Annotated in this window: 10 protein-coding genes; 5 read left to right on the top strand and 5 right to left on the bottom strand. The window is 51.9% G+C overall.

Annotation, left to right across the window (positions count from 1 at the left end; translation table 11 throughout):
• The first annotated feature begins 73 nt into the window (after window positions 1-73).
• Complete coding sequence (locus Pan241w_RS16385; protein ID WP_145217920.1) at window positions 74-445, top strand: hypothetical protein; 372 nt, start codon at window positions 74-76, stop codon at window positions 443-445.
• A gap of 79 nt (window positions 446-524) precedes the next feature.
• Entirely contained in the window at window positions 525-2,327 is a 1,803-nt protein-coding gene (locus Pan241w_RS16380) for an arylsulfatase (protein ID WP_145217918.1), read from the top strand.
• Window positions 2,328-2,355: 28 nt separating this feature from the next.
• Here Pan241w_RS16380 and gltS read toward each other — a convergent pair whose 3' ends face one another.
• Together gltS and Pan241w_RS16370 are read right to left on the bottom strand one after the other, a co-directional pair.
• Window positions 2,356-3,543 carry a sodium/glutamate symporter gene (gene gltS, locus Pan241w_RS16375; protein ID WP_145217916.1) on the bottom strand — a complete coding sequence of 396 codons (1,188 nt, stop codon included), beginning with the start codon at window positions 3,541-3,543 and terminating at the stop codon, window positions 2,356-2,358.
• A gap of 59 nt (window positions 3,544-3,602) precedes the next feature.
• Window positions 3,603-3,863, bottom strand: a complete 261-nt coding sequence (locus tag Pan241w_RS16370) for a hypothetical protein (protein WP_145217914.1) — start codon at window positions 3,861-3,863, stop codon at window positions 3,603-3,605.
• A gap of 675 nt (window positions 3,864-4,538) precedes the next feature.
• Here Pan241w_RS16370 and Pan241w_RS16365 point away from each other — a divergent pair.
• The gene (locus Pan241w_RS16365) at window positions 4,539-5,057 is read left to right on the top strand and encodes a hypothetical protein (RefSeq protein WP_145217912.1); all 519 of its coding nucleotides are present in this window, start codon (window positions 4,539-4,541) and stop codon (window positions 5,055-5,057) included.
• Between the two features lie 57 nt (window positions 5,058-5,114).
• On the opposite strand, the gene Pan241w_RS16360 is transcribed toward Pan241w_RS16365, so the two are convergent.
• From Pan241w_RS16360 to Pan241w_RS16350, 3 genes are read right to left on the bottom strand one after another with little or no spacing between them, the layout of a single operon-like run.
• Window positions 5,115-5,792 (bottom strand): TPM domain-containing protein, encoded by a 678-nt coding sequence (locus tag Pan241w_RS16360; protein ID WP_145217910.1) that lies wholly within the window; start codon window positions 5,790-5,792, stop codon window positions 5,115-5,117.
• A gap of 40 nt (window positions 5,793-5,832) precedes the next feature.
• A complete protein-coding gene (locus Pan241w_RS16355) occupies window positions 5,833-6,633 on the bottom strand; it encodes a TPM domain-containing protein (RefSeq protein WP_145217908.1) in 801 nt (266 codons plus the stop codon).
• Between the two features lie 53 nt (window positions 6,634-6,686).
• Window positions 6,687-10,649, bottom strand: a complete 3,963-nt coding sequence (locus Pan241w_RS16350) for an outer membrane protein assembly factor BamB family protein (RefSeq protein ID WP_145217906.1) — start codon at window positions 10,647-10,649, stop codon at window positions 6,687-6,689.
• 345 nt (window positions 10,650-10,994) lie between these two features.
• Between Pan241w_RS16350 and Pan241w_RS16345 the strand changes: the two genes are divergently transcribed.
• Both Pan241w_RS16345 and Pan241w_RS16340 read left to right on the top strand, forming a co-directional pair.
• Window positions 10,995-12,323: a leucine-rich repeat domain-containing protein gene (locus Pan241w_RS16345; protein WP_145217904.1), complete on the top strand. Its 1,329-nt coding sequence runs from the start codon at window positions 10,995-10,997 to the stop codon at window positions 12,321-12,323.
• A 16-nt stretch (window positions 12,324-12,339) separates the two neighbouring features.
• Window positions 12,340-13,248: a uracil-DNA glycosylase gene (locus Pan241w_RS16340; RefSeq protein WP_145217902.1), complete on the top strand. Its 909-nt coding sequence runs from the start codon at window positions 12,340-12,342 to the stop codon at window positions 13,246-13,248.
• Window positions 13,249-13,260: the final 12 nt, after the last annotated feature.

Here is a 13,260-nt window from a genome sequence, read left to right as displayed (position 1 = left end):
TCAGGTAGAGGATTCAGGGGGACTGGTGATCAGTTTATTGAGCGGGTATGATCTCGGAAAGGAGCCAAGACTCATGTCCGAGAATCTGTTCATCGAAACCGACACCGTCAAGTATCAAAATCGGTACTCACAGACGGTCACATTACTGTCACTATTTGCGATCGCCGTTTTGTTACCCTATTTCTGTTTTACTCTCTTCACTTTTTTCTTTAGGGGAGTACAAGTCAATGAATTGCCTTATTTATTGCTGATGATGATTACGTTTCTGTTTTCTCCTTACGCGATCGGGATGCAGTGGGAAGCGTTATTATTTACCTGGGCTTTATTAGCTGCAATCGTATTTTTCTGGCCTGAACAATTTAAGGGCAAGGCCTGGTGTGTCGGGCTCGTTCTATTTTTTCATGCCCTTGTTGGTGGTGTCTTAATTTATCTGCGGATTTCTTAAGACATGCGGGTTCGAGAATTGATTTCGCGATCTGTTTTGTAAATCGATGAGAATGACTCAACTAAGGATAATCTAACTTATGAACGCGCGACGTAGTATTCTGACTTTGATGATTTTTCTCGTCTGCTGTTTCGTGAGTCATCTGCAGATTGAGTCTCTGCAAGCGAAGGGAAAACAACGGCAGCCGAATATCATTCTGGTGATGACCGACGATCAGGGGTATTGGGATACGGGCATTTCCGGCAACAAACTCATTGAAACGCCGACGATTGACCGGATGGCGGCGGAAGGAGTCACGTTTACGCGGTTCTATGCGAATATGGTTTGTGCGCCGACGCGGGCCGGGCTGATGACGGGGCGGCATTATCTGCGGACGGGCCTGTATAACACCCGGTTTGGCGGCGACACGCTGGGACAGGATGAGACGACGATCGCCCAAGTCTTGCAGTCAGCCGGTTACAAGACGGGACTGTTTGGGAAATGGCACTTGGGACGCTATGCGCAATATCAGCCGCACCGGCGGGGCTTCGATCATTTCTTTGGTCATTATCATGGGCACATTGAGCGTTATACGAACCCGGATCAGGTGGTTGTGAACGGGCAGCCGGTCGAAACCCGCGGTTATGTCACTGATCTGTTTACTAATGCGGCCATCGATTTCATTACCGAGTACAAAAACAAACCGTTCTTCTGTTACATTGCCTACAACGCACCCCATTCGCCTTTTCTATTGGATACCTCGCATTTCGGACAGCCGGAAGGGGATAAGCTGATTGAAAAATATCTGGCGAAAGGGCTGCCGCTCCGCGAAGCGCGGATTTATGCGATGGTCGAACGCATCGATCAGAATCTGAACCGGTTATTGCAGTCGGTAAAGCAGCTGGGGCTGGAAGATGAGACAGTGGTGATTTTTACGAGCGACAATGGCGGCGTGAGCCGGGCGTTTAAAGCAGGCCTCAAAGGGGGCAAAGCAAGTGCCTACGAAGGCGGGACCCGCGTACCGTTTGTGGTGCGTTGGCCGGGCCACTTCCCGGCAGGGAAAAAGACCGATGCGATGGTGGCGCAGACTGACCTGTTTCCGACGTTCTGTCAACTGGCGGGAGTGCCCGTTCCCCAGGGAATCAAGCTGGATGGAAAATCGATCCTGCCCTTGATGGAACAGGGGACGGGAAAATCGCCGCACGAATATCTGTATCATACGTGGGATCGTTATACACCGAACCCGTGGCACCGCTGGTCGATTCATGGCGAACGGTTCAAACTGGTGGGCCATGATCCGCAAGGAAAACAGGGACAGCAGGAGCCGGCGGGGAAGTTGTATGATCTGCAGGCGGACCCGGGAGAGACGAAAGATGTCTCGCGTCAATATCCGGAAGTGGCATCGCGGCTGCGGAACGAATTCTTGCGTTGGTTTGATGACGTGACCGAAGGGCAAGTGTATCAGCCAGCAGCGATTCCGGTCGGCGATTCCGAGGAACCAGTCGTGGAACTGCAGCCGAGCTGGGCGATTCTGAAAGGGGAAGGGCTCGAATATTCATTTGACGGCTACGACTGGGATACGATCGACGGTTGGAAATCGAACGCGGGCACAGCGAGCTGGCAACTGGATGTGCTGAAGCCGGGCCGATATGCGGTGGAGTTGAGCTATGGGTATCGAGATGCCTCTCCTGCTGCGGGATCGCTTGAAATATTGGTCGGTAAGACGAAGCTCAACTGTGAGCTCCCGATGAGCACAAGTCGAAATGTATTTCTCAAACAGACAGTGGGAACACTGGAACTGAAAGCGGGCCAGCAGACGCTCACCGTTCAAGCTGCCAACGACGGCGGTATTCCGGGGTTACGATTGAATTCGATCTGGTTGAAGTCGCAGGGCAACGAGTAGTGGCTCGGTGCTTTTACGGAGAAGCCACTTAATAAATATGCAGTGATAAAAACAGACGCAGGATCATGGCATTGGCGATATCAATAAAGAAGGCCCCCATTAAGGGGATCACCAGAAATGCCTGGGGGGAGGCGCCATACTTTTTCACGAGCGCGTTCATGTTTGCCATCGCGACCGGCGTGGCACCTAATCCGAGGCCGATAAAGCCACCCGACATGACTGCCGCGTCATAATTTCTTCCCATAAAGCGAAACACGATGTGGTACGCAATGAGTGCCATCACGAGGATCTGGGCCACGACGACGGTCAACAACGGGCCGACACTGGAAGCCAGCGTCCAGAGCTGCATGCTCATCAGACTCATACTGAGAAACAGTTCCAGTGAGATATCTCCGCAGAGTCGGATGGCGTTAGAATGGAGTTCTTTCTGAAAGAGGTCCAGAGTGTTGGTTAACACAATTCCTACAAACAGTGCGGTGAGAAAGCCGGGTAATCCGAGTCCTTTGGTATGTAACCATTGATTGACGACATCGCCGGCAGAAACACAAATCGCCAAAGCCAGAATGGTGCCGAGCATGCCTTCGATGGTGACGGGGATCGAACTGGTGCCCGATTCGGTCTCGTTTTCCGGGCTTTCCGGCTCGATTTCTCCATTGAGCCTGTTTTTTTGAATCAAGTACTCAGCGAGCGGGCCACCAATTAACCCGCCGGCGATCAGGCCGAAGGTGGCGCAGGCGATTCCCGCTTCCGTTGCACCGTGGAGACCGGCTTCCCGGGCGACTTCTCCCCAGCTGATTGCCGTGCCGAAGCCTCCGGCGAAGGAAATACTTCCTGCCATCAGGCCATAACCCGAATTGAAACCAAACAGAGCAGCAACGCCGATGCCGGCAACATTTTGCAAAACGAGAAACAGGATGGAAATGAGCAGCATCTTGCCCAGTGCGATGCCGCCGTCCGCTAAGGTGCGGAGCTTTGCTGATAAGCCGATGGTGCTGAAGAAGACGAGCAACAGTAGATCGCGCAACGCGAGGTCAAACGTGATTTCCCGGCCGGTTGCGGTGTAGTAAATTGCCACGATCAGGCTGCAGAGGATGCCGCCTACCACGGCTGAGGGGATGTTGTATTTACTCAACCAGCGAAGATGGTCTATGAGGAACGATCCGACATAGAGCACGAGAATACTGATAATCAGCGTTTGCGTGACTGAGACTTCCATAAATCAAATGCTTACTGAGTAACGTTTCTGTGCTCTATCAGGAATTCCATCAGTGATTATCAGAGTGATTTACGAATGCGCTGAAAACTCTCCTGGATTTCTTTGCCGACATTGAACAGTGAATCGACCACGCCGCTGGCTGATTCTTTCATGGCGTCTTTCACCGGTTTGTAGTCATCCTGCAGTTGATTCAGCTTGTCGGTGACCTTTTCCCATTCGTCTTTGGCTTCCTGTTTGCCGAGATGAATTTTTAAAGCAATTTCATCGCGCTGTTGTTCCAGGGCGCTGATCAGTTCATCCAGTCGGTTTCGGTCGGTCATGATGTCTTCCTTTATTCAAAGTGGAAACGATGCTCGCTTTAAACAGCCTGATTATGATCAGTGCTGAGTTCGTACTACGTCTGTCTGTTCATTATACCAAATGAGTGCGAATGTCGACAGTAGTGACAATCTGAAACGACATGCTTTTCTTTGGCAGACATGTGGTGTGAAGAGAGAGAACTAGTGATGAAATGCTGCTGAATAAAGGGGAGTTGTGCTGAATGTTCCCTGTTTTCGAAGTGCTCTCATCAAGGCGCGAGATGCTTTGAAAAGGGGGGATCGGGTTTGAACGTGGCGCGAAGTGTGGTCGATAGGCGTCGATACGACACAATGAAGCGTGCTTTTAGTGAAGATTCTGCATGCTTTTGCGTCAAGACAGGTGAAGTGAATAGACAAGGCGAGAAATATCTGTGAATAAATCAGGCAAGAGGCACTACGAAAAAAAGATTTCACGCATGAATTGATTAACAAACTTTTCATAAATAAATTGAGAATAGGGAGGACTCTTTTAGAGGGGCGTTTCTGTTTTGAGCGGTCAACGACAAAGGGGATCGAAAAGAGAGCTTGTATTGCTGATCCGGCTGTAAGATAATTTACCAGTTCGTGCTGGAGATGACCTGTCTCATAAGGGGCCTGAAGTGTCAGCGATCCCTTCAAACCTTGAGGAGAAGTGCAATGGTGATTCCTGTATTGTTTGTCGCGGGCATATTGGGAACAGTTCAATCCTCGCCGATTACAACATTGACTCCCACGGAAATTATCGCGGACCATGCTGCGCTTTATGATAACATACTCAGTGGAAAACAAGGTCCGCTGGTGGTTCGTTTTACAGTTGGTTTAATTGATGAACAGACTGTTACGAATGTGGATCAGCAAACGTATCGGCAAATCATGCTCCATCCTGATTCCGGCGACAGTGCGGATGCGGAATTTTCTATCGCGATTACGCCGCAGGCAGAAAAGGCGTTCAAGCGTCTTGGGATTTTCGATCTCAAACGGCACTTTCAAGGCAAGGAAATCGAGATTGAGGGGCGTCTCAGCGTAACGTATCAGGCTATTTATGCTTCCCCGACATACTATATGCACCATATTGATATTAAAGATTTGGAGCAGATTCGAATGGTCGAACCAGTCAAATCAGAGCAGTCTGCTACCGGTTTTCAACTTCCGACCTGGCGTGTTCTCACTGATTGAGGTGGCGTGCATTCTCGAACCGAAAGTTGCTATCAAGACAACAATCAACCTGACAGATTAGTCAATTAAGACCAGCAGATCCTGCAGTTCATTCTGATCATCTTCTGCGCGGGGCAGTGGTGTGGATGCCTGCGTTCCGATTTCCTGGATGACGTTGCAGATCGCTGTAGTGGCATCGCCGGAATGCAGACCTTCCGTCAGTTTCTGGCAGAGCTGGTCGATGAAGGTTTGGCCGAGCTTGTCGATGACCGCCTGATCAGCCAGAGCGACGGCCATGTGCTCGAAGAGGGAGATGTAGATCAGGATGCCGGTTCCGCCTTCGGTATGGTGGACGCGTTTGTCAAAGAAGATTTCGCGTGCCCGGGCGGCGACTTCATCCTGCATTTGCTGGCGGGGTGTGAAGAGGCGTCTGAGCCAGCCAATGCGACTGCCGGCGACAGCACCGATGATGAAGGCGATGACCAATAACAGCGCGGCCAGGACCAGTTCGATGACAACGGGCATGCCGCCCCAGTCTCCTGTCTGTCCGGTCGTTCGGGGGAACAGGAACCAGAGAGTGAGTGCCGTGATGACCGTGAGCCAGAGGCCGACGATATCTTCGGGGCGGTCATAACGGCCTGAAGAGGTCGCCAGCACAGGTACGATTTCGCAGGACGTCTGTTTTTCGGCTTCGACGACCGCCTGTTCGACCTGTTTCTGTTGGTCTTCGGTTAAATAAGTAAATGCGCTCTGCATGAGTTGTTACTTTCGAACTTGTGTGAGAGGGGGAGGCTGGTTACCAGGAACCGGATGCCCCGCCGCCTCCGGAGAAGCCACCTCCAAATGAGCCGCCACTAAAGCCACCACCGCCACCGCCGCGGTTATTTAACATTTGATACAGGATCGTGCCTATGACGGCGAAGACGACACCCCAGAACAACCAGGCCCAGCCACTGGAGCCGCGACGGATGAGTGAGACGACCGTGAAAATGACCAGCCCGATGGCGACCGCGATAATGACATAAGTCCAGGGAGAAACTGGTTTCGTGGGCAGTTCCAGCTTGCGCGCCATCTTATCCAGCGCTTCGACTCCGGCCAGGATGCCTGCGTCGAACTTTCCCTGCTTGAAGTTGGCGATGATATAATCGTCCATAATCTGTCGGCAGAGTTTATCTTCGCGATGACCCCAGCCAGCACCGAGTTCGATCCGGGCTTTACGGTCATCTTTAGAGACCAGGAGCAAGATCCCGGTGTTCCAGTCCTGGTCACCCAGTTTGGCATGACCGATTTGCCACTGATTGAACAGAAGCGTGGCGAAGGTTTCAATTCGCATGTCGGCGCCGCCGTATTGGGCCATCGAGTCGATGGTGACCACAATGATCGGCGTGGCTTTGTCGGTGAGCAGCTTGTCGCAGATCTCTTTGATCTGCTTGGTGGTCTTTTCGTCCAGCATACCTGCGAGATCGCGAACGAATTCACGATCTCCGGGTGGATCGAGCGTCAGTTCCAGCGCATGGGCTGAAGTCAGCCCGCTGAAACTGAACAGAATCAAAATCAGACAGAGACAGGCTCGTTTGCATTGCAGGGAATAATTCACATTATCTCGCTTGAAAGAGAGAACTGGTTCAAGATCGGAATCTGAATGCCAGTCTATGAATCTGAGCGGATAATTTCAATTCCACTTAATGCAGGTGGCATTTGTTTTGCGCTTTCATTTTGTGGAACAAATTCCAGTTGCAGATTATCTTTCACAGAGACGCCGTCAAATTTCTGTACCTGAACTGTTTTCGCTGCGTGAGGATTGAAGTCCTTTTTAACGACTTTTCCTTGCAGTTTGATCTCAAACAGAGGCGGTTCCTGCTGATCTTTCAACGCGACCGGTTCCAGATCCGAGAACGAAAGTTCTACTGTGTAGGTGGCAGGAGCATCGTTCTTGCCTAACAGGGGGATCGTACATTCTTGTAAACCGCGTGCCCATGATGTATAGACCCAGGGTGGTTCTGCTTCTTTGACGGGGTGGGTGATTTCATTGAGGCTGTTATATCCACCGCCTGCGGTGAATTTCGGTTTGATGTCAAATTTGAAGTCGAGTCCGGTTTCCCGGCTGGGGCGTGGACGGGGATACGCCATCCAGACCGTGCCATGGGCATCGCGTCGGTCGCCGGGAGCTCCCATGTTGAGGGCCATGTGTTGCACGGGGGTTTTCGGACCGACCGAGCTGAAGATGGTCCAGTGAGTCCGTTCTTCGCGCGGTTCCAATACAATGGTCGAAGAAATCGAGAACAGGCAGACACAGCCGGCACTGGATTCGGGAATCATCACCAGACCGTTGGCAGGAATGGCGTTGATCCAGCAGCCGGTCCGATGACCGGCGAAGTGCCGCGTGCCGCCGTCTTTTTCGAGGTCGTAAAAGCCGGTGTAGCCGGAACGGAACATCAACAGATTTTCTGAAGCCGCGAGCATGCCGCAGTGATGGCCTTCCCGCATGATACTCCAGGGAACCTGCTGCCCGGTGAGGGGATGTTTGCGTGTATGTTGAATTCCGGTGTAAAGGTCGTAGGACCAGGGCTCGGCGATGATTTTGTCGCCGACGATAATCGGGCGATGCCGATAGTTGGCGTCTTTCTTCCAAAGAATCGAACCATCGGCGGAGTTGAGTGCCACCATTCGACGGCGGGAGAAATCGCCGGCGATGAACTGTTTCCAATAGTGGCCGTTGGCATTCGCCCCACAGATGACTAAGACATTGTTCTGGTAGAGCAGCGTTAATTTGCCGCCCCCGATGCCGATTTCACTACAGTCGGTCACATCGACGGGATTCGCCCAGAGTTTTTTACCGGTCTTAATGTCGAGGGCGACGGCCAGACGCAGGTCCTGTTTTTTCAGGCGATCTTCGGCGATTTCGCGTTCTTTGCCGGTCAGCTCTTTCAGGTGTGATTTATCCTGACGTAAAATGTCAGCACGTTGCTCACTTGTGATGGAGCTGTCGATGAAATAAGCGGCTTCCGGGCCGATGGCGATGGTATGGTGGGCGATATTCTTGCCCTGATAGCTCCAGACCGGTTTGCCGGTTTTGACATCAATGGCAAACAGGGCGTCGGTGGAGTCGTCTGTTTTACGACCGCGTCGCTTGAGACGAGCTTCGAGTTCATTTCGCGTGGTGGCGGTTCCAAAAATCAGACCGTCCTGATACGCGAGATAACCCCACTCATGTTTTCCATCGTTGAGTTTTTCCGGCAGTGGGATTTTCGCGACGGTTTTGCCAGTCGCGGCATCCAACTGGTAACAGCTCTCTTTCATCATGAAGAACAGGCTGTCGTCGCTGGCGACGAGGTTACCGGGGTTCTGGTTTTGAAAGACGCCGGTTCGAATGGCCTGTGGGTTTTCGCGTTCCCAGAGGAATAGGCCGTTGTAGGCGTCGAACGCCATGATGGTGCTTTCGCCTTGAATGAACAGGCGGCCGTTAATTGCCAGCGGGCCGACGGCTCCTTCGTGGCGGTTGACCATTTTCTTTTCGCCGGGATCACCAAACCAGAGTACACCCAAGCCGCCGCGGACGCGCTGATCTTTACTGCTGGCAGTATTTCCCGGATCACCATATTGATGCGACCAACTACCGGCACCTGGTAAGGCACCCCGTTTGAGCAGGGCATAGCTACCGAGGTCTTTGATCTGCGCCGTCTCACCGAGCTTGGTCTGTTTAAGCCAATCCGTTAATTTCGAAGAGGCGGTTGTTTCTGATTTCGGATTCGCAGGAGCACCCAGGCAGATCGTTCCGCCGAGCGGTTTGACGTGAGTGGCGATATCTTTGGGAATTCCCGGAATCTGACCGGTTTTGAGCAGGGTGTCGGAAACGATCAGATTGGCGAAGTACCGCGAATAAGGGAGCGGAGAGAGTTCCGTCTGGTGGATGGTAATTCGGTGACCGTAATAGCCTGCCTGGCTGAGTTTCTCGCGGGCGGCTGCGACTTTGGCACTATCGGGTTCGATACAGTAGATCTTCAGGTTACTGTTCCGTGCCAGTTCATAGGCGAGTCTGCCGTCTTCATTGCCCAGTACGAGACAGAAGCCGTCTTTGACATTGGTGTGAGTCAAAATATCTTTGGCAGCCTGTTCATACAGGGATGTCAGCTTGTCTTCGGGGTAAGGTGTTTTGAGAGTGACGGCGTCAACAGGCTGTTCGGAAGATTTGGTGTCTGTCGCAGAACGAAAGGCGATGACATCTCCGGCGGAAGTGCTGACGACGAGTTGGCCGTCTGAGACCGCCAGGCCGCGTGCCTGCCCTTTGACTTTCAGTGTTTCCAGGACCTTGCCTGATTTCTCATCGAGAATCAAAACCTGATCCTGACCGCCGACAACGACTTTGTCTCCCGCGACAATCAGCGAGTCACGGGCGGGTGTTGCCTGTTCCCAGATCAGGCCTGCTTTGGCGTACTTTTTGTTTTCATCCTGAAGTGTTTTGATTTCCGCGCGGGCGGCTTTCGCTTTTTCACCTTTGAGGCTCCGCAGTTTGGAAAACAGGCTCTTAATGGTCATGTCATTTTTGTGTGCCTTTTGTGAGCCGACGGCATGTTCCTGCCGATTGACTTTGAGGACTTCGCTTCCCGTCGCGAGATAGGCGAACTCTCCCTGAACGGCCATTTGTTGACCATTGATCCAGGCAAAACCGACATCCCCTTTATCCTGAGATAATGCCAGGATGTGGTGGGCTCCCATGGAGTAGATTTGACCGTCAGCGAGTAAGGCCTGCGTCCCGCCGACCACGCCGCCGGCTGTGCTTCTCCAGCTGTATGATCGCTTGTGTTCCTGCTCTCCCGTTTTCTTGTTGAAGGCAGCGGGCAGAGAGCGACCGGAGGGAATGAACAGATATTCGTCGTTGGCGAGCAGGTAACCCTGTGGCGAAAGTTCATTGCGACCGGCACTGGTCTGGCTGAGATTGTCGATTTTCCAGACGACTTTACCGGAGTCGGCATTCACGGCGTAAAGGTAAATGTTTTCATGAGGGAAAATTCCGGCTCCAAAGTAGGCGATGCCGTCATCTAATAGAATACTCGTTCTGACGGGCCAGCGTGAAACCATTTCTCCCCGGGCAATGATCATTTCTTCGTTAAGCCCGGCTCGTAATTTCCAGACTTCTTTTCCGGTCGCGGCATCCAGGCAATACACGAAGCCATCATCCGAGCCGAAGTAAATTTTGGAGTTGTCATAAGTCGGTGCTAAACGGATCGGGCCGCCTGTAAAGAATCGCCAGAGGACCTTGCCGGATTTCAAGTCGACACATCGCATCTGATGATCGACGGAAGAACCGAAATAAGCCTTGCCTTGTGCCAGTGCGACCTGGAAGGCATCGTCAAAGTCGACGCGTGATTCGAGATCGTGCCCTTCAATGACGCGCTCACCCGGATCGGTTTGACCTGTTTTGGGAGCAGCGGGAGCCGCGTACTTCCAGGCGGGGGTTAATGGTAGCTGGAAGGTATCGGAAGTCGCACCGGCTCGTTCTTTGTCGACCAGATAGGTGGGCCAGTCTTTGGCGGGCACCTGCTGGCAGAACAGACAGAGGACTAAGCTCAGACTCAATAATCGCAGGGGGGCGAGGGGGAGGCGGTGTGTCACTTGTAGATCCTTTAATTTATTGGCGTCGTATTTCAGTACGGGCTGGTAAACAGGTCTGTATGCAAGCTAAACGCATCGGGGTGCGTTTATGTCATTTGAGTATACTCAGTTTGGGTAGGGAATCGCAAGTAGTTGCAGAAAAGGGATGCTTTGAATTGCAATGTTTCTGCGAGGGGTCTATTTTGGGGATGATTGTTAGTATCGTAGGAGGGTTCGATGAAACTTTGATGTTGGTCGGTTTTCGTTCTGAAAGCTGAAAGACATTTGAGAATCTGGTATGCTCTCGCAGAATGATTTGAATCACGGAATTAATGAGCCGGATTGAGCACAACAAGGGATGTTAGTATGAAAACGAAAGCGATTCTTTCTCTGGTAGGATTATGTCTGTTAACGGGATGCCCTAAATCGAGTGCGCCCCCGACTCCTGCCTCTCAGGAAAAATCGACATCAACCGGTGCGGGTGAACAGGCGAAGGATGCGAAACTGAAGCCGGCGGCTGAACCGGATTCGCCTGACGCGGTTCAGGCTTTCAAAGATCTCGATGCGAAGATGGTGTTGTCCGATGATGGGCGCGTGCTGATTCTAGATTTGAAAGGCACCAACGCCAAAGATGAAGACCTGAAGCATCTGGCGGGGCTGCCTTCACTGGAGCGATTGATCATCTGGGGCCCCAATTTTACCGATACGGCGACCGAAGAGATCGGCAAGAAGAAAAAACTGTGGTTCTTAAATCTGGAGGCGACCGCCATTGGTGATGAAGGCGTCAGGAATCTGGCTGATCTACAGGATCTGCAGGTGCTTTCCTTGCGGGCAACGAATATTACCAATGACGCTTTGAAAGTGGTCGCCGCGTTTCCCAAGTTGAAAGACCTCGATCTGCGGTTCAATAAGGAAATCAACGATGAAGGCATGCCGTTGATTAAAGGGATGAAGAACCTGAAAGTGCTCAAGGTACAGGCGACACAGGTAACCGATGAGGGTATGAAAGATGTCGCACAGCTTCCCAATCTGCAGCGGTTGAATACCTGGGGGCGCAATATTTCCGATAAAACGCTGGAACTGCTCAAGGATAAAAATCTGGTTTCATTGGAACTGGACGATACCGAGATTTCCGATGAGGGCATGAAGCATCTGAAAAACATGACCAACATGGAAGCCTTGCATTTGCGGCGGGACTTTGTGGGCAATCCTGGTATTGAGAACATCAAGGACATGAAAAATCTCCAGACACTGCATTTGCGAGATACCGTGGTGACGGATGAGGGAATGAAGAATCTGTCCGGTTTAACAAATTTGACCTATCTCGATCTGGATGAATCGATGATCGGTGACCAAGGCCTGGAACAGATTAAAGATCTGAAAAAACTGACGCGGCTGGGGCTATGGGGAACTGAAACCACAGACGCAGGTTTAAAAATCATTTCCGGTTTCACCGAGCTGAATCGCCTCAATCTGGAAGGGACGCAGATCACCGATGAGGGTTTAGATGCGTTGTTGCCGCTCAAAAAGCTCGAATACCTCAATTTGAGTAAAACGGAAATTGGTGATGAAGGCCTGGAAAAGCTGGCTGCTTTGAAAAATCTCAAAGAGCTTCAGCTCAGTTTCTCTCAAGTGACTGATGAAGGTGTCGATAAGTTCAAAGCTGCAGTGCCGGGTTGTAAGGTGAAACGATAAAGACAGGTCATGCGTCATGAATGAAAGTGCGGACCGACGTTCGCAGCGGGCAGCCCGCCAATTAATTGAAAGCTGGCAACGTGCGGGAGTCACACATTTGAAGCGTGTGGTTCCGGTTTCGCAATCATCTGTCGAAGAAGTTCCCGCGATTCAACCGGCTGCGCCCGTTGTTTCTCAACCGCCTGCACCCTCTCCGGTTCAGAAGGAAACACAACCGGTGCTGGAAGCAGGATCACAGATGCCGTCAACGCCGGCCGAGATCGCACCCCGTGATGTCGTCAACGAGACTGAAACCCCTCGAAAGGAAATGAGTGTGGCTCGAATAGCAAAATCGAAATTGACCAAGGCCGAACGGCAGGCAGAGTTGGAGATCGTCGCCGCGAAGGTTGCGAAATGTAAAAAATGCCCAGAGCTGGCTTCGACGCGAACGCAAACCGTCTTTGGTGTGGGAAATCCTCGCGCAAAAATCATGTTTATCGGCGAAGCCCCCGGTGCCGACGAGGATAAGCAGGGGGAGCCGTTCGTGGGTCGGGCAGGGAAGCTGCTGGATAAGATTATCGAAGCCTGTCAGATGAAACGCAGTGATATTTATATTGCGAATATTCTGCGCTGTCGCCCGCCGGGAAACCGGAACCCGTCAAATGAAGAAGCCGACAACTGCCGTGGTTTTCTGGACGCGCAAATTGAAATCGTCGATCCCGATTACATTGTCTGCTGGGGCTCGGTGGCGGCGAAGAATCTGCTGCATTCCGAAATGCCGATTGGGAAGATGCGGGGACAGTTTTATGAGTACGGTCGGGCGCGGGTTGTCTGCACGTATCATCCGTCGTATCTGTTGCGCAATCCCTCCGCGAAGAAAAATGTTTGGGAAGATATGATATACCTGTTTGAGGATATGGGCATTGACTTAAAGGCCCAAAGTTGACAGGTCACGAGG

Origin of the sequence: Gimesia alba (genome assembly GCF_007744675.1) — a bacterium.
GTDB classification, from domain to species: domain Bacteria; phylum Planctomycetota; class Planctomycetia; order Planctomycetales; family Planctomycetaceae; genus Gimesia; species Gimesia alba.
Note: the sequence above shows the minus strand (reverse complement) of the source record. Positions and strands in the feature narration are given on the sequence as shown.

Excerpts from the sequence above, each read along its gene's own strand:
- Pan241w_RS16385 (WP_145217920.1), top strand. The coding sequence starts at position 74 with ATGTCCGAGAATCTGTTCATCGAAACCGACACCGTCAAGTATCAAAAT.
- Pan241w_RS16380 (WP_145217918.1), top strand. The coding sequence starts at position 525 with ATGAACGCGCGACGTAGTATTCTGACTTTGATGATTTTTCTCGTCTGC.
- gltS (WP_145217916.1), bottom strand. The coding sequence starts at position 3,543 with ATGGAAGTCTCAGTCACGCAAACGCTGATTATCAGTATTCTCGTGCTC.
- Pan241w_RS16370 (WP_145217914.1), bottom strand. The coding sequence starts at position 3,863 with ATGACCGACCGAAACCGACTGGATGAACTGATCAGCGCCCTGGAACAA.
- Pan241w_RS16365 (WP_145217912.1), top strand. The coding sequence starts at position 4,539 with ATGGTGATTCCTGTATTGTTTGTCGCGGGCATATTGGGAACAGTTCAA.
- Pan241w_RS16360 (WP_145217910.1), bottom strand. The coding sequence starts at position 5,792 with ATGCAGAGCGCATTTACTTATTTAACCGAAGACCAACAGAAACAGGTC.
- Pan241w_RS16345 (WP_145217904.1), top strand. The coding sequence starts at position 10,995 with ATGAAAACGAAAGCGATTCTTTCTCTGGTAGGATTATGTCTGTTAACG.
- Pan241w_RS16340 (WP_145217902.1), top strand. The coding sequence starts at position 12,340 with ATGAATGAAAGTGCGGACCGACGTTCGCAGCGGGCAGCCCGCCAATTA.